Origin of the sequence: Collinsella sp. AM18-10 (genome assembly GCF_003471585.1) — a bacterium.
Taxonomy (GTDB): Bacteria; Actinomycetota; Coriobacteriia; order Coriobacteriales; family Coriobacteriaceae; genus Collinsella.
Map to the genome: position 1 here is coordinate 445718 of NZ_QRJO01000001.1, position 23368 is coordinate 469085.

A 23368-nucleotide genomic window follows, 5' to 3' on the forward strand; every position below is an offset into this window, starting at 1 on the left:
GTACCATACCGTGGTTGAGAATTTCGTATAGGTTTGGGGAATGGTATGGCTACCATCGCGATTATCGGTGCGCTCGAAAAAGAGATCATGCAGATTAAGGAAGAGCTGAGCGACGTTTGCGAGGCACGGGAGGCAGGCTTGACCGTTGTGAGCGGCGAGCTCGACGGCCTGACAGTCGTCGCCACAACGGCGGGCATGGGCACGGTGAACGCCGCCGCTGCAACACAGCACCTCATTAGCAAGTATGCTCCGCAGGCTGTTGTGTTTTCGGGCATTGCGGGCGGTTTGAACCCCAAGCTCCATATCGACGACGTGGTCATTGGCAAACGCCTACGCTATCTGGATACCGATACCGCGCTTATCGCCGAGTCCGCACCGGGGCTTGAGGAGTTTGGTTCGACGCCCGCGCTGGTCGATATTGCCGTCGACGTGCTTGCTGAGCGTGGGTTCGTTGACGCTTCGACAAATGCAGTCGCTTCGAACGAGGGCACCAAACAGTTCCTGGTCGGCACGATTGCCACGGGTAACCGCTTTGTGACGGGCGCCGCCATGCGTAACGACGCTATCGAAGCGACGCATGCCGATTGTGTCGGCATGGAGGGCGCGGCGATTGCCCATGTCGCAACCAAAAATGGTGTCGATTGCCTGGTGTTGCGCGCTATCAGCGATAATTGTGACGAGGCGTACGATGCAATTTGCGACCGAGAGTTCGATCTGTTCGAGTACGCGCGTGTCGCAAGTAACATCACGCTCGATATCGTCCGCCGCATTGCCGCTGCGCAATAGCGCGCTCTTTTGTAAGAACCTACGACCAAGGAGTGTCCATGGCCGATTCCATTAACTACCAGCTTGCCAAGTTCGTCGCCAGCTACGGCAAGGTTTCGCAGATTCCCGAGTCCACCTGCCCCGAAGTGAGCTTTGTCGGCCGCTCCAATGTGGGCAAGTCGTCGATTATGAACAAGCTCTTTGGCCGCAAGAACCTGGTCAAGGTTTCGAGCACACCGGGCAAGACAAGCAACATCAATTTCTTCGAGGCCGACGACGTGCACTTCGTCGACCTGCCGGGCTATGGTTTCGCCCGTCGTTCTAAGGCCGAGCGCGACCGCTGGGCCGAGCTTATCGGCGACTTTTTCGACTCCGAGCGCAGCTTTAACTTGGTCGTCTCGCTGGTGGACATTCGTCACGACCCCAGCAAGCTCGATCATGACATGATCGACTACCTGCAGGGCAACGAGTTCAACTTTATCGTCTGCCTCACCAAAGCCGACAAGCTCAGCCGCACCCAGCAGGCCCGCCAGGCGGCAGCCATCAAAAAGCAGCTCAACGTCCCGGCCGAAAACGTAATCATCACAAGCTCCCAGACCGGCACCGGCATCGATGAACTCAAGCGCCGCATCGCCGAGGCCTGCCTCTAATCGGGCTGCAACCCCTCAAAAGCTCTCATCTATATCACCCCAGTGATAGTTATTGGTAAACTATCACTGGGGTGATATTTTTTAGGAGGTCGATATGGAGCTTTGGCACGGGTCGGAGGTTGTTGTCGAGCATCCATCGTTGGATAAATGCAGGCAATTCAATGACTATGGGCGCGGGTTTTATTGCACGCCACATGAGGAAATGGCAATGGAATGGGCATGCCGGACCGAGTCTGATGGCATTGCCAATCGATATGAGCTTGATTTAGATGGCCTTGCGATTTTGGATTTGGAATCAGGTGAGTTCTCGATTCTCAACTGGCTTGCAATTCTGGCGAATAACAGAGAGTTCAATGTTTCAACGCCAGTAGCACGCGAGGGGCTTCGTTATCTGCTGGATAACTGCCTGATTGATATTTCTCCCTATGACGTTATTCGAGGCTATCGTGCAGACGATTCCTATTTCTCGTTTGCAAGACAGTTTGTCAACGGCATGATCTCGCTCAGGCAATTGCAGCGCATTATGTTTTTGGGGGATTTGGGCATTCAATATGCGCTCATGAGTGAGCGTGCGTTCTCGGCGATTAAGTTCCGCGATTGGAAGCAGGCCTCGGGAGCTGAGTTTTATCCCAAACGATTTGAGCGAGAACAGAACGCTCGACGAAAGTACCTGGATACGGTAAACGGATTTGACTCTGATGGTGTCGACATTAGGGATTTGATGGCAGGGAGGGTTGATTTAAATGATCCAAGAGTTAACGGATCGTGGGCCGAGTAGGACATACCCCGTCTACTACCTTGAGGATGCAATGAACAACCTCGGCGACTGCTTTGACTATGCCGTTAACGATTATGGGGCAGAAGGATCGGAAGTTGCTGAACTCTTTTGCCTGAGCGGCGTAGCCCGCGAGTTCGAACGCGGCAACGCATGGGTCGTATCGGGAAAATCGGGCGTTGAGCTGTTTGCGCTCATTGCCGAAAGGTTCGGCTATCAATCAAGGCCGATGCCAAATCGAACCTACCGATTCGAAAAGACACCGGAATATTGGACAGGCTGGATATTGGCATACCTTCAGTGGCGCCTAGGAGAGTCTTTCGAAGATTTGCTGCATGTCGTTCCATTCGATGTGCTACGCAGTCTGTACTACCCCTGGCACGAAGCCTCAGAGGAACGTGTGGCGCGTCTTATTTGCGATATGGCGAAGAAAACACCTCGTCAAACTAAACTGGCGCAAGCAAGAAAGAGGCTCAAGAAAACCCAACAAGACCTGGCATACGAATCGGGCGTATCACTCCGCTCAATCCAAATGTACGAGCAGCGCCAGAGAAACATCAATGAAGCTTCGGTTACAAGCGTAAGAGCCATAGCAAAAGCCCTCCACTGCAACATCGAAGACCTCCTAGAACCAGTCTTCGAATACAAAGAAACCAGCGCCGCCTAAACCAAGCACACAGCCGATGCCCGCCTCTAGGAAGTGCTCCAGCCTAGCAAGAGCCCCTACCAATAAAAAGCAACTATCAGCCCGGCGACTTTCCAGAGCGTAGGTTCCTGTAGCCGCCGCCAGCGAAGTTAACGTAGGGGAGGCCAGGGGCTTTGCCCCCAAATCTTTCCGCAGGACGGCAGGACCCCCGCCGCACGAAGTGCGCAGCGGGGGTCCTGCCATGTCCGAGGACGATTTGGGGGCAAAGCCCCTGGCCTCCCCGGCGGGTATAAGGTACGGCGACTACAGGTATTCGATCTGGGCGCCTTCCGTGTCGCACGTCAGAATGTGCGTGTCGCATTTGGGGAACTGCTCGCGCAGCTTGACCTGCAGGAACTTGGCTACGATAGTGTCATCGGTTACAGCCATAAGGGTCGAGCCGGAGCCACTGATCCAGATGGTCTTGGCGCCGCCATTAAGGCAGGTGTCGCGCACAGCGTTGTAATCGGGAATCAGGCGGCGGCGATAGGGCTCCTGGATGCGGTCGTCGTTGGCGGCGGCAATCAGGTCAAGGTCGCCGGTCTCCAGGCCGCGCGTCATGCCGGCGATGCGGCCCATTTGCCATACGGCGGTGGAGAGTGGAATCTCCTGCGGCACAACCTTGCGCGCCTCGCTCGTATGCACCTCGTAGGGCGGAATCACGGTAATAAAACGCAAGCGATCGCTCACCTCGTAGCGCAGGCACTGGGGGAGCGAATCAGTCGGCGTAAAGGAGCAAACGGCACCGCCCAGGATGGCAGGGGCGACGTTATCGGGATGGCCCTCGACCTCGGTGGCAATGCGGACGAGCTCGGCACGGTCGACGGTGTGGCCCGTCAGCGCGGCGGCCGCCATGATGCCAGCGACGACGCAGGTGGAGCTGGAACCCAAGCCGCGAGCGACGGGCACGTCGGTCTGGATGTCGATGGCAACGGGGAAGGCCTGCTCGCCCCAGGCGGCCAGAGCATCGACAAAGCTCACATAGACCAGGTTGTTCTCGTTTTGGAACTCCTCGGGGCAGCCCGTGATGGTGAGCTTGTCGGTACGCTCGAAGGTGAAGTGCGAGTAGAGGCTGACGGCCATGCCGAGGGTGTCGTAGCCGATGCCTAGGTTGGCGCTGGTTGCTGGGACGGTGATTTTGATCATGTGGGTCCTCCTGGGCGGGTCTGGCCGTTTAGTTCGCTGCTCGGGCAGTCCTGGCTCGCTCGGAAAGCACATTAAGTGCTTTCCGGCTCGTGCGGAACTCGCGACGAACTAAACGGCCAGACCCGCTCGCATGCTCGTCATCATCCCGAAAGCTTAATAAAAAGAAGGTGCGCCGGCTTTCGCCGGCGCTTAATAAGGGGTTTAGTTGGTGCTCATTCGTTTTGCTGCAGACTCGACGTAGCTTGCCATCTCATCGACGTCGCAGACGTCTTCGAAGCGGACGGGCTTGGACTCGAGTTCGGCAAGTTGTGCCGGGGCGACCGTGTTGGTGGCCTGCTCGAGCACACGCATAGCCTCAAAATCATCCTCGGGAACGTCGAGGCCCAAGGCGTCGCAGCAGGCTCGCGGGAACTTGTAGGGGCTGGCGGTCGAAAGCAACACGCGGGCCTTGGCGCCCTCGGCGGGAGCGACCTGCTCAAAGACGTGATAGCCGCAAGCGGTGTGCGGGTCGATCACGTAGCCGTTCGCGTCCCAGCAGCTCTTGATGGCAGTGAGGACCTCGTCCTCGCTGGCCCAACCGCAACCAAAGACGCTCTGAATCTTTGCCAGCAGGTCGGCGGGAACTTCGTAGCGACCAGTCTGTGCCAGCTGCTCCATAAGGCCGGCAACGAGCTCGCAGTCGCCGTCGGACAAGAAGTAGAGCATGCGCTCCAGGTTGGAGCTAATAAGGATGTCCATCGACGGCGAGATGGTCGTGAAGAACGGGCGGTTACGGTCGTAAACGCCGGTGGTCAGGAAGTCGGTAAGCACGTTGTTCTTGTCGCTCGCCACGACGAGCTTGGCGACGGGCAGACCCATGCACTTGGCGTAGTAGCCGGCCAAGATATCGCCAAAGTTGCCGGTGGGCACACAGAACTCTACGGCGTCGCCAGCCTCGATAGCGCCGGCGCGCAGCAGTTGCGCATAGGCGGCAAAGTAGTAGACAACCTGCGGCACCAGGCGGCCGACGTTGATGGAGTTGGCACTCGAAAGCACCGTGCCGGCGGCTTCCAGGCGCTCGGCAAGCTCCTTATCGGCAAAGATGCGCTTGACGGCACTCTGGGCATCGTCGAAGTTGCCGCGGATGCCGCAGACGGCGACGTTATCGCCCTCCTGCGTGGACATCTGCAGATTCTGCACGCGGCTGACTTTGCCTTCGGGATAAAAGACGGTGATGCCCGTGCCCGGGGCGTCGGCAAAGCCGGCGAGTGCTGCCTTGCCCGTGTCGCCCGACGTGGCGGTGACGATCATGATGCGCTCGGCGCCGCCGTCTTTGGCGGAAGTGCGGGCCGTCAGACGGGGGAGCATCTGCAGGGCGACGTCCTTGAAGGCGCTTGTGGGGCCGCCAAAGAGCTCCATCACATAGGTCTGAGGGACGTCAGCGCCCGGTGCGGCGTCGAGTTTGACGAGCGGCGTGACCTCTTCGCTCGCGAACGTGCCGCGGTATGCCTCATTCACACAGGCCGATATTTCTTCGGTCGTGTAATCATTCAGTAACATTCCCAACACATCTTGAGCGATTTCAAAGTACGATTTATCTGCAAGCGAGCTGTTATCGACCTGCTGGGTGCCGAGCTCGTCCGAGACAAACAAACCCCCGTCGGGAGCGATGCCGGTACGGATTGCCACCTTACTTGAGCACGATAAAGTGCGTCCTCGTGTACTATGATAAGTTCCCATATAACACTGCTCCTCGGATGCCTTGGTCCCAATCGGTGAAACCATGGTATCAGAGCGCGCAAAATAGGTTCGCAGAGGCTTTTTAGAAAGGTAACCTCCAGCCCATGATTAAGATTGCCAAGTTTGGCGGCTCGTCTGTCGCCGACGCCGAACACTTTAAGAAGATCAAGGCCATTGTCGATGCCGACCCGGCCCGCCGTTTTGTGGTGGTTTCTGCCTGCGGTCGCCGTTTTAAGGGCGACACCAAGGTGACCGATCTGCTCTACTTGGTCAACGCGCACGTCAAGTACCACGTGTCGTGCGAGGAGCTGCTCGAGGACATCGGCCAGCGCTATTTTGATATCGCTGACGAGCTGGGGCTCACCTATCCCATCCGCGAAGAGTTTGCGGCCTTTGCCGAGCGTGCTCGCTCCGGTGGCTACTCTACTGAGGAGCTCGTAAGCCGCGGCGAGTACTTTACCGCTCGCCTGATGGCCGAGTACCTGGGCCTGCCGTTCCTGGATGCCGCGACGGTCGTGGCGTTCCATCACGACGGTACGCTCAGCATGAATCGCACCTCCGAGCTGGTGCAGGAGTACGGTCAGCAGGGCGGCTTTGTTATGCCCGGTTTCTACGGCGCGACGCGTGAGGGCCAGATCAAGCTGCTCGATCGTGGCGGCGGCGATATCTCGGGCTCGATTCTGGCCAAGTGCCTGGGCGCCGACCTGTACGAGAACTGGACCGACGTCTCGGGCTTCTATTCTGCCGACCCGCGTATTGTTCCCGAGGCTCAGCCCATTGCGCGCGTTACTTACGAGGAGCTGCGCGAGCTTTCGTACATGGGCGCAAGCGTCCTGCACGAGGAGGCCGTGTTCCCCGTGCGCGAGGCGGGCATTCCGCTGGTCATCAAGAACACCAATGCGCCGCAGGACCCCGGCACCATCATTAGCGAGACGGCTGATGAAGGCGAGGCAGAGCCCATCATTACCGGCGTGACCGGCAAGCGCGGTTTTGTCGCCATCAACGTGGCCCGCGACCGCACCAAGCCCCGCGTTGGCTTTATGCGCCGTGCGCTTTCGGTCTTCGAGCGCTATGACGTTTCCGTCGAGCATATGCCCACCGGCGTCGACCGCTTTGGCGCCGTGGTGCAGGAGCAGGATGTGCACGATTCGCTGTACTCACTCGTGGGCGACATCCAGCAGGAGGTCGAGCCGCTCGAGATCGAGGTCGTTGAGGGTCTGGCGCTTATCGCGACCGTCGGTCGTAACCTGCGCGGCCGTGCAGGTATCTCGGGCCATCTGTTTGGCATGCTCGGCCAGGCTGGCGTGAGCGTGCGTATGATTTCGCAGAGCTGCGACGAGATCAACATCATTATCGGTGTCGAGGAGAAGGACTTTGACCTGGCGATTCGGACCATTTACCGTGCCTTCTCCGACGAAAATGGCATTGTGAAGGTCTCCGACCTGGAGGCTTCCGCGCCGGTTGATCCCGCTCTGGCCGCGCTCAAAAAGTAGCGACTGCTCGGTAGATTTTTGGGTCATGTCAAAAAATCTACGGCGGGGCGTTTCGTTTCGGTTTCGTTTCGACGGGGCGGGTTTCGTGCCTGCCCCGTTCTTGTATACACTGGCAACAATAATCGGCCTGCTTGGCGTGCGGGCGATAGCCACAACCTTTAAAGGGGGAAGCATGAAACAGTACACGGTTGCTATTTTGGGCGCGACGGGAGCCGTGGGCACCCAGATGCTCGAGTGCCTGAACGAGCAGGAGTTCCCGGTCGGCAAGCTCAAGCTGCTGGCGAGCGCACGCTCTGCGGGCAAGACCGTCGAGTTCCGCGGCGAGCAGGCTGTGATTGAGGAGGCTTGCCCCGAGGCTTTTGAGGGCTGCGACATCGTGCTCGGCGCTGCCGGCGACGATATCGCCAAGGAGCTGCTGCCCGAGGCCGTCAAGCGCGGCGCCGTCGTGGTCGACAACAGCCATGCCTTCCGTATGGATCCCGAGGTACCGCTGGTCGTGCCCGAGATTAATGCCGACGACATCAAGTGGCATCACGGTCTTATCGCCAATCCCAACTGCGCGACCATTATCGGCCTGGTTCCCACGTGGCCGCTGCATCAGCTCGCTGGCGTGAAGCGCATGATCGTCTCGACGTACCAGGCGGCTTCGGGCGCTGGTGCCCCCGGCATGGCCGAGCTTGAGGCCCAGCTGGCCGCCCTGGGCCGTGGCGAAGAGATTCCCGAGCCGCGCGCGTTTGCCGCCCAGCTGGCGAGCAACCTGATTCCGCAGATTGGCGGCGTCAAGGAAGAGGGCTTTACCTCCGAGGAGATGAAGCTGCAAAACGAGGGCCGCAAGATCATGCACCTGCCCGAGCTGCGCGTGAACTGCACCTGCGTGCGCGTGCCCGTGCTGCGCTCGCACTCCGAGAGCATTACGCTCGAGTTTGAGCGCGACATCACGGTGGAAGAGGCCCGTGCTGCGCTGGCTGCCGCTCCGGGCGTCAAGCTGGTTGACGACATGAGTGCCGAGGATGCGCACGATCGCTTCCCCATGCCGATGGACACCTCCGACCAGGACCTGATTTGGGTCGGTCGCGTACGCCGCGACATCTCGAACCCCGAGGCCGCACGTGGCATTACCTTCTGGTGCTGCGGCGACCAAATCCGTAAGGGCGCGGCAACCAACGCCGTCCAGATCGCTAAGCTGCTCTGCGAGTAGCGGTGGACCTGTCCGGCGGGGGCCGGGCTTGGTTTTCAGAACGTCCTCGACCATGTGTGGCGCCTTGTCCTGCTCCTTCGGAGCTGCGGACAAGGCGCCACACTGGTCTGCGGAATGTTCTGAAAACCAAGCCCGGCCCCCGCCTGCGGTGACTCGGCTGCGAGCGGCCTGCGATGGGGCCGTTGCTGGTTGGGGCCGCTGGGCTGATGTGGGGGCACGTGGTTGTTGCGGGCCCTAGTCCCGGCGGCGGCCTCGGCGCTTCGCGCCTGCTGCCTGGGGTGACTTTGGGCTTGGTGCGAATTGAGGTCTAATACTTTTCCCGTGAAGTGAACGACCTTATTTGGACCCCCGAAGCATTGGCATTTTTTGATTGCTATGTCCTGCGGTTTTGCAGCGCGAATCCTGCGGTTTTGCGGTCTAAAGGTGTGGATGCTCCGGGACTTCGTTTTTACTCGTTCACTTCTCGGGAAAGTATTAGAGCTCGGCTGACAGGGGTACCGCTCTGGTGTCGATGCCCTGCGTCTTTTTCGCTTGATTAGGGAAAACAGTCTCGCTTAAGTAATTGCGAGCCCGCCCAGACGTATCTGCGGGGTTGTCTGTACAATTCGCGGTATTATGTTGCGGAGTTTTGAAGGGAGCCGCTGGTGGTCACGACGACGTTTGCTTCGCCTTTGGGCGAAATCTTGCTTGCCGCTGATGGCCGCGGTCTGACGGGGCTTTGGTTTGAGGGGCAGGAGCACTTTGGTTCCACGCTTCTTAAAGAAAGCGCCGAATACGTTGAGGGCACCGATGCAGTTTCGGGTGCCGGGGGCATGCAGACGGTAAATCCGGCCAATGGCGCGGCTTCTTCGGTGCTAGAGCGTTCTTGGGCTTGGCTCAACGCCTATTTTGCGGGGCAGGAGCCTCGGTTTACGCCGCCGTTGCATTTGATTGGCACGGCGTTTCAGCGTGAGGTTTGGTTTGAGCTACTTTCAATTCCGCGTGGCGAGGTCGCTACGTATGGCGAGATCGCCCAGCGTGTTGCGGCTCGACATCGTGTGCCGGGAAATGAAGCGCCCGTTGTATCTCCTCGCGCGGTGGGGGCTGCGGTCGCTCGCAACCCTATTTCGATTATCGTGCCGTGCCATCGCGTGGTCGCGGCCGACGGATCGCTCAACGGATACGCCGGTGGACTGGATCGCAAGGAGTGGCTGCTGCGCCTCGAGGGTGCCTATCTATAAGCTGCAGGCGGCCGCAACGCCCATGCGGCAAGCGCGCTCGCTGTACGGGCGTTGTTTTCAGGGCGAGATGTGAAGCCGCCCGTTCCTTAAGTCCGACTAAGCTATAACCTTGCTTTTTTAAATATGCTCATCGACCTGCTAAGGCAGCACTAAGGCGAGTGCGGGTGCGCTATTATCGGCGCTCACGGAGCGCTTGGTGTTCTTGGCATGCATGGACGAGGGCTCGGCGGGCTTTACCATGGCGTCGATCGATCTTTCGGAGGCGGTGAACAAGGCGGCGGCGCCGTTTAAGTCGGTGGTGGTCTCAGGCGGTAAGCGCCTGTCGACGTCGATTGCGACCGGCGTGCGGACCCATGCCGATGCCGCGGCGGTGGCGCAGGTGGTTGAGTTGCTACTGGACAACGCCACGCGCTATGCGAGCGAGGGCAGCGTGATTGAGCTGAGCCTGTGCGCCGTTTCGCACGGCAAAGGCAAGGGCGCCGCCGAGCTTGTCGTATCGAACGCCGTGGACGAGCTGCCCGAGGGCGACCTGGACCGATTGTTCGATCGCTTCTATCGTGCGGATGCGTCGCGCAGCTCCAAGACGGGTGGCTCGGGCGTGGGCCTGTCCGTGGTGCGTGCCATCGCCGAGGCCCATGGAGGCGCCGCCACCGTATCCGGTCACGGCAACCAGATCACCTTCACCGTTTGCCTTTAAAACCTGCCAAAAAGGAACAGGTTTATTTTGGCAGGTTTTATCTGGGGAAACGTCCGCAGGAGAGGGCATGGGCGGTGTGAACATATGCATCTCTACCTGCTAAAATATAGGCATCGTTATTCGGCTCCTGAGTGGAAAGGAGACGGTCATGCAGTACGAGATCGGCGGAGGGGCTTTCCCGGTTGTTACATGCAACCTTAGCGATGGCGAATCCATGATCACCGAAAGCGGCGCCATGGCTTGGATGACCCCCAACATGGAAATGTCTACCTCGGGCGGTGGCATCGGCAAGATGTTCTCCAAGGCTTTTTCGGGTGAGGCATTGTTCCAAAACATTTGGACCGCGCGTGGCGATGGCATGATCGCGTTTGGCTCCTGCTTCCCCGGCCGCATCGTGCCAATCGAGATCGGTCCGGGCAAGAGCTGGATTTTGCAGAAGCGTTCGTTCCTTGCCGCGGAAAGTGGCGTCGAGTTGAGCATTCACTTTAACAAGAAGGCAAAGGCCGGCGTCTTTGGCGGCGAGGGCTTTATCATGCAGAAGCTCACGGGCTCGGGTGTTGCTTTTGCCGAGATCGACGGCGACCTGGTTGAGTACGAGCTCGCTGCTGGCCAGCAGATGATTGTGGATACCGGCAACGTGGCCGGCTTTGAGGAGACCGTGAGCATCGACGCTCAAATGGTCAAGGGCGTCAAAAACATCATGTTTGGTGGCGAGGGCGTGTTCAACACCGTGCTCACCGGTCCCGGTCGCATCTGGTTGCAGACGATGCCCATTTCCAATCTTGCGGCAGCAGTGGCCTCGATGACCAACAACAATAACTAGTCCGCATAGGATAGCGCGCGGCGGGCTTACCCTGTCGCGCGCTTTTTTGCTGGCAAACGCCTCGCTTATAGAGTGTGGCTGCGCTGCTACAGCGAGCGTCGTCATCTCGTCACCCTGATAGCTTGCGGCAAGCGTGGCAATGAGGAGTGAGAATTTGAGTGCTCAGTCCCAAGGCATAATGGCGGCCATGCCAACAAGCAAAAACGAGTTGCCGGTGTCACGGAAAGGCAGGCGTCGGTCGATTCCACGTGAGACGGCTGTGCCGATCTGCACGGCCGCCCCTGCGCGTCCCGCGCTGCCCCCAAAGAGGTACGTTTCCCCATATAAAACCTGCCAAAATAAACCTGTCCCTTTTTGGTAGGTGGGAAATGGGTAATACTAAAGAGTTATCCGACCAGATGGGAATTAATCGATGGCCTATATCGAATTCAAAGACGTCATCAAGGCATACGGCGAGGGCGATGCCCGCATCCACGCGCTCGACGGCGCGAGCTTTACGGTCGAGCGCGGCGAGCTCGCCATCATTTTGGGTGCTTCGGGTGCCGGCAAGACCACGGCCCTCAACATTCTGGGCGGCATGGACACGGCAACTTCTGGCACCGTGACGGTGGACGGGCGTGACGTGAGCTCTGCCAACGAGGCTCAGCTTGTGGAATACCGTCGCGCTGACGTCGGCTTTGTCTTTCAGTTCTACAATCTGGTCCCTAACCTGACGGCGCTTGAGAACGTCGAACTCGCGGCGCAGATCTGCCCCGATTCGCTCGACGCCGAGCAAACGCTTCGCCAGGTTGGCCTGGGCGACCGCCTCGCTAACTTTCCGGCGCAGCTTTCGGGCGGCGAGCAGCAGCGCGTATCCATCGCCCGCGCGCTGGCTAAGAACCCCAAGCTGCTTTTGTGCGACGAGCCTACGGGTGCACTCGACTACAAAACCGGCAAGCAGATCTTGCAGCTGCTACAGGACACTTGCCGCAAGCAAGGCATTACGGTCATCATCATCACCCACAACTCTGCGCTGGCGCCCATGGCCGATCGCCTGATCCGCTTTAAGAGCGGCCGCGTGGAGAGCGAGACGGTCCAGCAAAATCCTGTGCCTATCGAGACGATCGAGTGGTAGCGCCCATGAATCAGGACCGCCAAAACAGTCAACGCCGCGACGCGCAGAACACGGAGCGCGAGCAGGATTTTACGACCTACCGTACCGCCCAAAGCTCAAACGATATGGTGCCGACGGTTTTTCGTCGTGGCATCTACCGCACGATTCGCGGCAGCCTCAAACGCTTCTTGTCTATCGTTGTGATCACCGCGCTTGGCGTGAGCGTGATGTGCGGCCTTAAGGCGGGCTGCGAGGACCTGTGTGATTCGGTCGACGCCTATTTTGACCAGCAGAATGTCTATGACATCAACGTGCAGTCGACCTATGGTCTGACCGATGACGATATTGCCGCGATCCAAGAGGTCGATGGCGTCGAGACGGCCGAGGGCATCTATACCGAGACCGCCTATACCGCCGTGGGTACGACGCGCGAGCGTGTCGTCGTACAGAGCCTCTCCAAAGAGAATATTGACCAACCGGTGCTAGTACGCGGCGAGCTGCCCGAGACTTCGGGCGAAGTGGCAGTGACCTCACGTTTTTTGAAGGCTTCGGGCAAGAAAATCGGCGATACGGTGAGCTTTGCCGCCAACGATGCGAGCTCGTCGAACCAAAGCGCCAAGGACCAGTTTGCCGATGGGTACTACACCATTACGGCTGAGGTCCTCGATCCCACTGATGTGAGCTCCGACTCGACAGTCAACGCCTTTCGCGCTGCTTCGACTGCGGACTACAAGTTCTACGTGAGCGAGGATGCCGCGACATCTTCTTCCTACTCCGCTGTCCACGTGGTCGTCGAGGGAGCCAAGAGCCTCAACTCCTATTCGGATGCCTACTCGGCAAAGATCAACAAGGTCAAGGGCAATATCGAGAAGATCCGCGAGGAGCGTGAGAAGGCGCGCGCCCAGGAGCTGACGGTCGACACACCGGCGAGCTTGGACGCAGCTGAGCGTCAGGCGAATATGGTCTTTGGGATCGAGCAGGACAACATCAATCGCATGGCCGAGGGCAGCGACGAGCGTGCGCAGGCGCAAGCCGACCTGGACCAGCGCCGTGCCGCCGCCGACCAGCAGTTTGCCGATGCCCGCGCCGAGCTCTCTGACCTGGGCGAATGCACCTGGTACATCCAGGACCGCGGCAATATCGCAAGCTACTCGAGCGTCGAGAGCGATAGTTCTTCGATCGAGGCCATCGCCACGGTGTTCCCGTTCATCTTCTTTATCGTCGCCGTGCTTATCAGTCTCACCACCGCCACCCGCATGGTCGAGGAGGAGCGCACGCTTATTGGCCTGTACAAGGCGCTCGGCTATTCACGCGGGCGCATCCTGTCCAAATATGTGGACTACTCGCTGTGGGCGTGTCTGATCGGTGGCGTGCTCGGCAACATCATCGGATTTGTGGGCCTGCCGCTGTTCTTGTTTACGGTGTTCGACGACATGTACTCGCTGCCCCAGATGCTACTTTCGTACGACATCGTGTCCTCGATCGTTTCGGTGGCGCTGTTTGCTGTGGGCGTGGTGGGAGCCACGATTATCGCCTGCCGCCACGAGATGGCCGAGACCCCTGCCTCGCTCATGCGCCCCAAGGCTCCGCGCGCCGGTTCGCGCATTCTGCTCGAGCGCATCGGCTTTATCTGGCACCGCATGGGCTTTTTGAACAAGGTCGCTGCACGCAACCTGTTCCGCTACAAAAAGCGCGCCTTTATGACCATCTTTGGCATTGCGGGATGCACGGCGCTCGTGATCTGCGGTATGGGTATCCGCGATACGTCGGTCGCGCTGTCGCCCAAGCAGTACGGGCACATCACGCGCTACGACTTGCTGGCGGTCGCCAACCCCGACGATTTTTCGCAGACGTGCGCAGCACTGGATGAACGCAGTGCAGCCAAGGATTCCAACGTGACCGTGACTTCGACGCTGCCAATTATGACAGACAACGTCACCTTTACATTTGGCGGTAAGAGCGAGACCGTGCAGCTCATCGTGATTCCCGACGACCGCACGGGTGACTTGGGCGATTACGTGCGCCTGGAGGATGAGTCCAAAGAACCGCTCGCCCTGCGTGACGGGGATGTGTATTTGAGCAAGAGCTCTCAGCTGGTGCTGGGGATCAAGCCGGGTGACACGGCTCACGTCCAGGATTCGTCGCTCAATGTTGCCAAGGTCAAAGTCAGCGACATCTCGCTCAACTATCTGGGCAATACGCTTTACATGACGCAGGGCACCTATGAGCGCGCGTTCGGTCGAAGCGCGCGCCTTAACGGCATCCTTGCGCTGCTTAAGGGCTCGTCGGCCGACCAGATTGCGTTTAGCAAGAAGCTTAAGAGCGACGGTTGGCTCACCATCTCGAGCACGGCCGAACATTGGCAGAACTACGAGGCGAACTTTGCGATCATCAATTCGGTCGTGGTGCTCGTGACTTTTATGGCGGCATGCCTGTCGTTTGTGGTGGTGTTTACGCTGTCCAACACGAATATCTCCGAGCGCGAACGCGAGCTGGCGACCATCAAGGTGCTGGGCTTCCGCCGTGGCGAGGTGCACCATTACGTCAACAAGGAGACGTTGATCCTCACGGCAATTGGCGCCGCGCTGGGCGTGCCACTGGGCGGCTTGCTGGCCGAGAGTTTTACGTACATTTTGCAGATGCCGTCGCTGTACTTTGACGTCGAAGTCGAGCCGCTAAGCTACGTGCTCGCCGTGGTGCTTTCCTTTGGCTTTACGTTTATCGTCAACCTAGCCACCAATCGTACCCTCAACAAGATCGACATGGTCGGCGCCCTCAAGAGCGCCGAGTGACCTGCCAAAAAGGGACAGGTTTATTTTGGCAGGTTTTATCTGCGCAAACGCCGGACAACCATTAGGTGGCCCGGCGTTTGCCCCGTTTTGCTGGGGATGTCTGTCGTTCAGTGCTCTTACTGGCCAATCCAGTGTTGCGCATAGCTCTTAATGTCCTCGGTAAAACCGTCAAGGTCGTCAAGGGTGATCACGCTGTCGATAAGCAAATTGGCTATCTCGCGGTGCATTGTGCTGCGGCGAATGTCGTTTGCAATTACGCCTGAGGACAGCTTGTCTCTATTGAGGCGCTCTTCTAGTGCCCAAAATCTACTGGACGCTTCACTGTCGCCGTTCAGTATCTCAACATACTGGCCGATGAGCTTTTCCATATAACGTTCTTGCCATTGAGGAAGCATTTTCTTAAACAGCTTCCAGTCGCTTTCGGCTACGTCGCGCATATGTCCTCCGCTCGTTAAACGGGCTTTTCCATTTGCCTTTCATTCTATTTGGTTTTCGCTCACAGGCGTGGATGAAGGGCTTTCTCCAGCCTTCGAGATTGGGCTTGAATAGGTCGTATGCCGCAAAACGGGCCTATCTACTACGTTTGCTACCACACCCTCGACCATGACAAAGATTATGAAATTAAAACCGCAGGTAGAGGGCTTGCAAATATTCGGAAAAGGCGGGTATGGTCGGCCCTCTCGAGTTAAACGTAGTAAATAGGCCCTTTTCTTGGCGCGTGGTCAGCTCAATGCTAATCTCCGTGCCGGAACTGACCCAGTTGTTTGTAGGTTGCGGTGATATACGGACTGTTTGGCGCTTTGGAGCTTCAAAACAGTCCCTATCTCACCGCAACTTAGGAGAAGGGCGGGGGTGGTTGGGTGCTGGTGGGTCGGAGCGTGTTAGGCCTGTTGGCGGTGCTTCCATTGTTTGCGGCACCAGCGCATGAGCGCTTTGATGACGGGAATCGTGATGAGGATGATCCATGCAGGATGGGGCTGTCCCAAACAGAGCCACATGTAGAGGAACCAAGCGATGGCGGCTGCCGGGTAGATGACCTCGATCAGCTTAGATAAGTGGCGTTGGTCGATAAAGTCGCCAAGCGCGTAATAGACGGGAATCAGAAAGACGAGGAAGAGTCCCGTAGCCCATGTGCCGTAGACAATGCCGAGCACCAGATAGGCGAGGGCGACAAGCGCAGGGAAGGGGAATTTGTTCCATGCACGTCCGACCTTGGTGTGGAAATGCTTGCCGTGATGGTCGAGCTTGTCGTGTGCTTCCTTCCAGCTGGAAAACGTCTCGCCGTCGATGGTGACGGTGCCGTCGTCATTGGTGCGTACGCTATGTCCATCGTCCTCAAGCGTATCGATATGCACGCCGTCCGGCCCCACATGCACCTCTTCGCCCTTGCGCTCGTTGGTCACATGGATGCCGCTCCAACCAACATGGACTTCCTCGCCTTTATTGGGATCAATGACGTGGATACCGCGCGCGAGGGAAATATCGACAAGTGGCTTATCGCTGCAATCAGCGTGTTCAGTAGAAGCCTCAGCCTCCTCAGCCTTATCTGAAGCTTTGGTGCCGGCGTTGCTGTTCTGCGCCTCATCATCAGCCTGCGAGTCGTCAGTGCTATCCACCGCCTCCCCATACAGCAGCTCATCCAGCGACACGCCATACAGCGCGGCGAGCGCAATAAGGTTATCGGTATCGGGAGAGGATTCGCTGCGCTCCCATTTACTGACAGCCTGACGACTCACACCCAGCTGGGCGGCAAGCGCCTCCTGAGAAAGCCCGGCAGCCTTGCGGCGATCGACGAGCCGCTGTGCCATCGCAAGATCCATGACAGTTCCTTTCATGTGGTGACCGTAATCGAATGAGCCGAGTATGCCGAGAACAACCGGTAGCGACCACCATTTCTAGTTAGAATCTGCCCCAACCCTACCGCAACTACCGGTAGCAACCCCTAACGACCAGCCATTTCAGGACAAATGTCAGTGCTACTCTCAGCTAAGAGCCTGCAACATCCCAAAATCTCAGCCCACGCACCCGCAGCAAGAAGACGAATAGCCTCGGCCTCCCTAGTTACCGCAGGAGGCCTCAGGGCTTACATCCCAAATCTTTCCGCAGGACGGAAGGACCCCGCCGCGCGAAGCGCACGGCGGGGTCCTGACATGTCCGAGGACGATTTGGGATGTAAGCCCTGGGGTCTCCGATGAGAGCAGTTTCGGCCGAGGCTATTCGTCGCCGAAGCTGATGCCCAGCGCCTTGGCCTCGCGCACCAGGTCGCTCTGGGGGTCGACATACTTGAGCTTGCCGGCGACCTCCTCGAGCGGCATGTGGCACATCTTGCCGTCACGCAGGGCAATCATGTAGCCAAACTCGCCGCGCAGGCAGCCGAGCGCTGCCTCGACGCCGCACTGGGTCGCAAAGATGCGGTCCTGGGCGTCGGGTTGGCCGCCGCGCTGCGTGTGGCCGGGGATGGCGACGCGGGTCTCGCGACCGGTCTTGGCCTCGATCTCCTTGGCGATGTCGTAAACGATCGACGGGCTCGTGCGCTCGGCAAGCTTCTTCTTGTATTCCTTCTTGGACAGCGCCGCGTCCTCCTTGGAGATAGCGCCCTCGGCGACGGCCACGATGGTAAAGCGGCTGCCGGTCTCCATGCGATGCTCGATGGTCTTGATGACGTTGTCCATGTCGTAGGGGATCTCGGGAATCAGGATGACGTCCGCGCCGCCCGCGACGCCGGCGTACAGCGGAATCCAACCGACCTTGTGGCCCATGATCTCGATGACAAACACGCGGCCGTGACTCGAGGCAGTGGTGTGGATGTCGTCGATGCACTTGGTGGCGACGTCGATGGCGCTCGTAAAGCCAAACGTCAACTCGGTGCCCCAGGTGTCGTTATCGATGGTCTTGGGCAGGGCGATAACGTTGAGGCCCTCTTCGCGCAGGCGGTTGGCGGTCTTGGTGGAGCCGTTGCCGCCCAGCATAAACAGGCAGTCGAGCTGCAGCTTATGATAGGTGTGGACCATTGCGGGCACCTTCTCGACGCCGTCGGCCTCGGGAATGTCCAGGCGCTTGAACGGCGTGCGGCTCGTGCCCAGGATGGTGCCGCCGCGGGTGAGGATGCCGCTAAAATCGGCGGGCGACATGACGCGGAACCTGCTGTAGATAAGGCCCTGGTAGCCGTCCTCAAAGCCATAGATCTCGATAGGTTCTTCGCTATTGGTCATAAGCGTTTTGACGATGCCGCGCATGGTGGCGTTGAGCGCCTGGCAGTCGCCGCCACTGGTAAGAAGACCGATCCTGAGCATGATGAATCCTTCCGGGCAAGTTATAACATGCGCATAAGTTTACCCCCGCACACTGTTGATGCGGGGGTAAAACGTGTTAGCTCAAGCGTATAGAAATGTAAGCAACGTCAGGCGAGCGTAAGGACGACGGTGCCAGCTCCTTACAGCGCGAAGGCGTCGATGTCGCCCCAGTGGCGGCGCAGCGTGATGGCGGCAGCGGGCTCGGTGTTGTCGAAGACGACCGACCACTGCGTGTTGCTGGTGATGTCTTCCGGATTGGGCTCTTGCGCCGCAGCGCGTAGGGCCTTCCAAGCGACTGCCTCGTCTTGGGCGCCGGTATGGGCGTCGAGGACATCGGCGATGGCGATGGCGCGCTCCTTGCCGTGGCCCAGCTCACCGTTCTTTTGGTTGGGAAGCACCTCGTCACCATAGCAGGCGTAGAAGTTCGTAACCTGGTGTACGGGAGTCGCTTTGAAAGCGCGGTCGGGGTCGCGCGGATCCCACTCCACCACCTGCGCGTCACCGGCGGCGTCGTTGATAAAGAAGTGGTAATCGCGTCCTGCCATGGCGTGCATGTCGTAGGCAGAAAGCAGGTTGACGGCCTCCTGCGTGGTAGCCGCGCGGTCGAGCACCAGGCGGATGGCGAGCGAAGTGTTGATGACGGGGCGCTGCGTGTCCTGGTCACAGGGTTTGGAATCCAGGGTGAGCACGGCAATGGACACACCACATTCGTTGATGCCGTCGAGCTGGGCAAACGGGCCCATGAGTGCGGCGGCGCGTCCGGCGACGGAGTCAAGCGGAGTGTTATCGCCCAGGTTATTGAGGGCGGCAAACCCGATGGAGGCATAGCCGTCGCGCGGGTGATTGCGCACCAGCAGCGCCGAGGTGTCGTCCTTAAAGTCGTAATTGCGACCGGTGCGCACGCGGCCTTCGGCATCTACGGCGACAAAAGCGCTGCAGGCAAACTGGGGCGCCTGGACATGTGCCGGCACACCGGGCAGCACCTGCGCCACCACGGCATCGATGTAGGCCTGGTCGTCGCGCACGCCAGCGGCGATGATGCGGTCAAGATCGTAGTCGTAGGCAATGTCGATTGCGTACAGGTCATAGCCATCCGCGTAGCCGGTCAAGCGTTTGAGCGACGCGGCGGACTTGATTTGCTTGTGATAAACGATACCGGTGGCAGCGGCAAGGCCGACGGCGGCTCCCGCGACACCGCAGGCGATGGCAATGTTACGTGGCTTCATGACGGCTCCTCTCGTCCTGTTAGCGCAATTGTCGCAAAAGGAGCGCGGGCATGATGGCTCAACTTGGTGAGCGGCGCGGAATTAAGCACGGAATGAAGAGTGCGACGCTGGCGTGGCGGGGTATGCTGGAGGGGACCATCAACCCAGCGAAAGGGGAGAGCATGACGGATCAGGAAACGCCCGAGCGCGCGCATGTGACGGCCGATGATATCGAGGCCGCCAACGATCTTATCGACTTTATCGAGGCATGCCCCAGCATGTTCCATACGGCGGCGACCATTATGGCCGAGCTCGACGAGGCGGGCTTTACCTACCTGCCCGAGAATGCGGCGTGGGACATCGAGCCGGGCGGGCGTTATTACACGCAGCGCAACACCTCGAGCGTTGTTGCCTTTAAGGTGGGCGAGGACCTGGCCGCGACGTGGGGCGAGGACGGCGTTGCCGGTGACTATCATTTTCAACTCACGGCGTCGCACAGCGATTCTCCGACGTTTAAGGTCAAGGCCGTGCCCGAGCTCGACGGCGCGGGCGAGACGCTGCGCCTGAACACCGAGGCCTACGGCGGCATGATCGACTACACCTGGTTCGACCGCCCGTTGGCGCTTGCGGGCCGCGTGTTGGTGCGCGAAGGCGACCGTATTGAGAGCCGCCTGCTCGCCACCGAGCGCGAGGTCGCTATCATTCCGAGCCTTGCTATCCATATGAACCGTGGCGTCAACGAGGGCTTTGCTCCCAACCGAGCCGTTGACCTGTGCCCGCTCATCAGCGCTGGCGACCTTAAGCAGGGTGACTTCGATGCCCTGATCGCTGACGAACTGGATGTTGAGCCCGAGCAGATTCTGGGCCGTGATCTGTTCCTGGTCAATCGTCAGGATGCGCGCATTTGGGGCTGGGCCGACGAGTTTATCTCGACGCCCAAGCTCGACGACCTGGCCTGCGCCTATACCTCGCTACAGGCATTTTTGGGTGCCGAGAACGCGCATGACGTCTCGGTCTTCTGCTGCTTTGATAACGAGGAGGTTGGCTCCGAGACCAAGCAGGGCGCCATGTCGACGTTCTTGGCCGACGCGCTGCGCCGCATCAACGGATCGCTGGGCTTTGATGACGAGTCCTACCATCGTGCGCTTGCCGCCTCGATGCTCGTGAGCTGCGATAATGCGCATGCCGTGCATCCCAATCATGCCGAAAAGTGTGACGCTCGCAACCAGGTGGTGCTTAACGGCGGCATCGTCATCAAAGAAGCCGCCAACCAGCACTACTGCACCGACGCCTTTAGCCGCGCGGTGTTCCAGGCTATCTGCGATGACGCCGACGTGCCCACGCAGGCCTTCGCCAACAAGAGCGACATGGCCGGCGGTTCTACCCTGGGCAACCTGTCGAACATGCAGGCGAGCATGCATGCCGTGGACGTGGGCCTGCCGCAGCTTGCCATGCACTCGAGCTACGAGACCGGCGGCGTGCGCGACGTGATGTACGCCATCCGCGCCCTCACCGCCTTCTACGAGCGCAACCTAACCATCAACGGCGCTGAAAGCGTGGAACTCTAAAACCTACCAAAAAGGGACAGGTTCATTTTGGCCGGTTTTATCTAGACAAATGCCGCAATGCCAACAGCTGGACAGAATTGTTAAGACACCGCGGGTTGAGCAAACGTCAGCGAGCGGTGTCCAGGGCGAACAAGTTGGCATGAAAAAGGCAAGGCATAGACCTTCTGGTCATGCCTTGCCTTTTGAATGACAAATTGTCGCCCTGGGCGGCTCGCAGCGTCGGCCGGTCCGCCGTTCGTTAGAACGGCGGAACCCTAGTGCTCGATCCAGCAGCGCAGGGTCTCGCCGGCCTGCAGGTGACGCAGATTCTCCGCGGCGATGTCGACGACGTTGTTGAGCGTGGCTGCCAGGTGGAACCAGCCGGAGACGTGCGGCGTGATGAGCATGTTGGGCGCATCCCACAGGGGGCTTGTCGCGGGCAGCGGTTCGGGGTCGGTGACGTCGACCGCGGCGCCGGCGAGATGTCCCGACTCCAGAACGGCAACCAAGTCATCGGTGACCACAAGGTCGCCGCGGCCGCCGTTGGCAAAGAAGGCACCTGGTTTCATCGCGGCAAAGAACTCGGCGTTCGCCAGACCGCGGGTCTCGGGCGTGCTCGGCATAAAGGATGCGACGATGTCGGCCTCTGCCAGGCGCTCAGGTAGGGCGTCCATGCCGTCCATGTCCTCAAACACAATGGGGTAGACGAGTGGATGGCGCTTGATGCCGCGGACGTGCGCGCCCATGCCGCGGCAGAGCGTGGCAAAGTGACCGCCGATATCGCCCGCGCCCAGCACCAGCACGTTGGCGTTTTTGAGCGAGGTAACTGGCCCCAAATCCTCCCAGCGATGTTCGCGCTGCAAGTCGTGATAGCCGGGCAGGCGCTTCATCATGGAAAGGACCATGGCAAACATGTGCTCGCTCACGGCCTGGCCGTAGGCGCCCACCGAGCAAGACAGTTTGGCGTCGGCTGGCACGGTGCCGGCGGCCAAGTAATCGTCATAGCCCGCGGTCTGTAGTTGCAGCAGCTGGAGGTGCTCGCATGCGGTAAGTAGGGCAGGGTCTATGTTGCCCAAGATCACGTCGGCGTTGGCGACTTGTTCGCGCGTGATAGCGTCGGCGCTCGTGTAGATAAAGTCCTCGCCCGGAGCGCTCGACTCAAGAATTGCGCGATGGTGGTCGTTGACGGGCAGCAAAACCAAGATGTTCACAAGTAGTCCTTTCCGCTTGACCCGCCAAAAAGGGACAGGTTTATTTTGGCGGGTTTTATCAGGCAAAACGTTCAAACAAAAACGCCGGATGCTAGACGAGCGTGCCCGTCAGCATCCGGCGCATCCACGGCTACCAGCTCAGCAGCTCGTAGCCGTCCTCGGTCACTACGAGCTGTACCTCGCACTGGGCCGAATCGCTGCCGTCCTTGGTGCGCACACACCAGCCGTCGCCCTTGCTAATCTTGATGTCGGGCGCTCCGGCATTGACCATGGGCTCGATGGTAAAGACCATGCCCGGAGCCATGATGGTGTCCACATCGGGCGCCTCGGTGGTAAAGCCTACAAACGGGTCCTCGTGGAACTCCTTGCCAATGCCGTGTCCGCCGTACTCGCGCACCACGCTAAAACCGGCGTCCTCGACCGTCTTTTGCACGGCCTCGGCCATCACGGACAGCGGTAGCCATGGCTTGACGGCGGCTAGACCCGCTTCCACGCTGGCGCGAGTGACGTCGACCAGACGCTGGCGCTCGGCAGAGACCTTGCCGATGCAGAACATGCGGCTCGAATCGCTAAAGTAGCCGTCCAAGATCGTGGAGCAGTCTACGTTGATGATGTCGCCCTCGTGCAGCACGTCCGTATCGCAGGGAATGCCGTGGCAGACCACATCATTGATCGAGGTGCACACGCTCTTGGGGTAGCCCTCGTAGTTGAGGTCGGCCGGCGTGCCACCGTGCTCGACGGTGTAGTCGTAGATCATCTGGTCGATCTGGTTGGTGGTCATGCCTGCGGCGATATGCTCGCCCACATAATCGAGCACGCCCACGTTGATGGCTGCCGAGCGCTTGATGCCCTCGATATCGGCGGGAGTCTTGTAGAGCGTGCGAGGCAGAACCTCCCAGCCTTCTTCCCACAAGCGCTCGAGGCGCTCATCAAAGGCGCTATGGCATTTCTTGTATTTCTTGCCGCTGCCGCACCAGCAAGCGTCGTTGCGGCCGGGCACGGGTCCTTTGTCATACATGGCTAACTTCCTTTCATTCGCAGCTAGTATAGCCCACC

General features: G+C 59.3%; 20 protein-coding genes and 1 pseudogene. 12 read left to right on the forward strand and 9 right to left on the reverse strand.

Annotation, left to right across the window (positions count from 1 at the left end; all coding sequences use genetic code 11):
- The first annotated feature begins 45 nt into the window (after positions 1-45).
- The 4 genes from mtnN to DW211_RS01815 all read left to right on the forward strand — a co-directional run bounded on the left by mtnN (position 46) and on the right by DW211_RS01815 (position 2857).
- Positions 46-786 (forward strand): 5'-methylthioadenosine/S-adenosylhomocysteine nucleosidase, encoded by a 741-nt coding sequence (gene mtnN / locus DW211_RS01800; protein ID WP_099432169.1) that lies wholly within the window; start codon positions 46-48, stop codon positions 784-786.
- A gap of 38 nt (positions 787-824) precedes the next feature.
- A complete protein-coding gene (yihA, locus tag DW211_RS01805; RefSeq protein ID WP_055252447.1) occupies positions 825-1415 on the forward strand; it encodes a ribosome biogenesis GTP-binding protein YihA/YsxC in 591 nt (196 codons plus the stop codon).
- A gap of 94 nt (positions 1416-1509) precedes the next feature.
- Entirely contained in the window at positions 1510-2193 is a 684-nt protein-coding gene (locus DW211_RS01810) for a DUF3990 domain-containing protein (RefSeq protein ID WP_117758363.1), read from the forward strand.
- Positions 2194-2224: 31 nt separating this feature from the next.
- Complete coding sequence (locus tag DW211_RS01815; RefSeq protein WP_117758364.1) at positions 2225-2857, forward strand: helix-turn-helix transcriptional regulator; 633 nt, start codon at positions 2225-2227, stop codon at positions 2855-2857.
- A 282-nt stretch (positions 2858-3139) separates the two neighbouring features.
- On the opposite strand, the gene thrB is transcribed toward DW211_RS01815, so the two are convergent.
- On the reverse strand, positions 3140-4021 hold the full coding sequence (gene thrB, locus DW211_RS01820) for a homoserine kinase (RefSeq protein ID WP_117648278.1): 882 nt from the start codon (positions 4019-4021) through the stop codon (positions 3140-3142).
- A gap of 201 nt (positions 4022-4222) precedes the next feature.
- Positions 4223-5740 carry a threonine synthase gene (thrC, locus tag DW211_RS01825; protein ID WP_118258856.1) on the reverse strand — a complete coding sequence of 506 codons (1518 nt, stop codon included), beginning with the start codon at positions 5738-5740 and terminating at the stop codon, positions 4223-4225.
- A gap of 104 nt (positions 5741-5844) precedes the next feature.
- On the opposite strand from thrC, the gene DW211_RS01830 reads away from it, so the two are divergent.
- The 5 genes from DW211_RS01830 to DW211_RS01850 all read left to right on the forward strand — a co-directional run bounded on the left by DW211_RS01830 (position 5845) and on the right by DW211_RS01850 (position 11171).
- Positions 5845-7233: an aspartate kinase gene (locus tag DW211_RS01830; RefSeq protein ID WP_117790510.1), complete on the forward strand. Its 1389-nt coding sequence runs from the start codon at positions 5845-5847 to the stop codon at positions 7231-7233.
- Positions 7234-7405: 172 nt separating this feature from the next.
- On the forward strand, positions 7406-8431 hold the full coding sequence (locus DW211_RS01835) for an aspartate-semialdehyde dehydrogenase (RefSeq protein ID WP_117790509.1): 1026 nt from the start codon (positions 7406-7408) through the stop codon (positions 8429-8431).
- A gap of 644 nt (positions 8432-9075) precedes the next feature.
- The gene (locus DW211_RS01840) at positions 9076-9651 is read left to right on the forward strand and encodes a methylated-DNA--[protein]-cysteine S-methyltransferase (RefSeq protein WP_233508860.1); all 576 of its coding nucleotides are present in this window, start codon (positions 9076-9078) and stop codon (positions 9649-9651) included.
- A gap of 196 nt (positions 9652-9847) precedes the next feature.
- Positions 9848-10348 carry an ATP-binding protein gene (locus DW211_RS01845; protein WP_117758369.1) on the forward strand — a complete coding sequence of 167 codons (501 nt, stop codon included), beginning with the start codon at positions 9848-9850 and terminating at the stop codon, positions 10346-10348.
- Positions 10349-10496: 148 nt separating this feature from the next.
- Positions 10497-11171, forward strand: a complete 675-nt coding sequence (locus tag DW211_RS01850) for a TIGR00266 family protein (RefSeq protein WP_117629922.1) — start codon at positions 10497-10499, stop codon at positions 11169-11171.
- Between the two features lie 162 nt (positions 11172-11333).
- Here the strand turns inward: DW211_RS01850 and DW211_RS10420 are convergent.
- Positions 11334-11474, reverse strand: a pseudogene (locus DW211_RS10420) (hypothetical protein); the annotation flags it as partial.
- A 109-nt stretch (positions 11475-11583) separates the two neighbouring features.
- Here DW211_RS10420 and DW211_RS01860 point away from each other — a divergent pair.
- Both DW211_RS01860 and DW211_RS01865 read left to right on the forward strand, forming a co-directional pair.
- On the forward strand, positions 11584-12285 hold the full coding sequence (locus DW211_RS01860; protein ID WP_117816947.1) for an ABC transporter ATP-binding protein: 702 nt from the start codon (positions 11584-11586) through the stop codon (positions 12283-12285).
- Between the two features lie 5 nt (positions 12286-12290).
- Positions 12291-15056 carry an ABC transporter permease gene (locus DW211_RS01865; protein WP_233540918.1) on the forward strand — a complete coding sequence of 922 codons (2766 nt, stop codon included), beginning with the start codon at positions 12291-12293 and terminating at the stop codon, positions 15054-15056.
- 116 nt (positions 15057-15172) lie between these two features.
- Here DW211_RS01865 and DW211_RS01870 read toward each other — a convergent pair whose 3' ends face one another.
- From DW211_RS01870 to DW211_RS01885, 4 genes are all read right to left on the reverse strand, one after another.
- A complete protein-coding gene (locus DW211_RS01870; RefSeq protein ID WP_117635687.1) occupies positions 15173-15493 on the reverse strand; it encodes a multidrug transporter in 321 nt (106 codons plus the stop codon).
- A 444-nt stretch (positions 15494-15937) separates the two neighbouring features.
- Positions 15938-16876, reverse strand: coding sequence for a helix-turn-helix domain-containing protein (locus DW211_RS01875; RefSeq protein WP_117758372.1), 939 nt, complete (start codon positions 16874-16876; stop codon positions 15938-15940).
- Between the two features lie 393 nt (positions 16877-17269).
- Positions 17270-18349, reverse strand: coding sequence for a 6-phosphofructokinase (locus tag DW211_RS01880; protein ID WP_118258858.1), 1080 nt, complete (start codon positions 18347-18349; stop codon positions 17270-17272).
- Positions 18350-18489: 140 nt separating this feature from the next.
- The gene (locus tag DW211_RS01885) at positions 18490-19575 is read right to left on the reverse strand and encodes a carcinine hydrolase/isopenicillin-N N-acyltransferase family protein (protein ID WP_118258860.1); all 1086 of its coding nucleotides are present in this window, start codon (positions 19573-19575) and stop codon (positions 18490-18492) included.
- 161 nt (positions 19576-19736) lie between these two features.
- On the opposite strand from DW211_RS01885, the gene DW211_RS01890 reads away from it, so the two are divergent.
- On the forward strand, positions 19737-21122 hold the full coding sequence (locus tag DW211_RS01890) for a M18 family aminopeptidase (RefSeq protein ID WP_187364998.1): 1386 nt from the start codon (positions 19737-19739) through the stop codon (positions 21120-21122).
- Positions 21123-21376: 254 nt separating this feature from the next.
- Here DW211_RS01890 and DW211_RS01895 read toward each other — a convergent pair whose 3' ends face one another.
- Together DW211_RS01895 and map are read right to left on the reverse strand one after the other, a co-directional pair.
- Entirely contained in the window at positions 21377-22312 is a 936-nt protein-coding gene (locus tag DW211_RS01895; protein ID WP_118258862.1) for a D-2-hydroxyacid dehydrogenase, read from the reverse strand.
- Positions 22313-22442: 130 nt separating this feature from the next.
- Complete coding sequence (gene map, locus DW211_RS01900) at positions 22443-23330, reverse strand: type I methionyl aminopeptidase (protein ID WP_118227103.1); 888 nt, start codon at positions 23328-23330, stop codon at positions 22443-22445.
- Positions 23331-23368 lie beyond the last annotated feature (38 nt).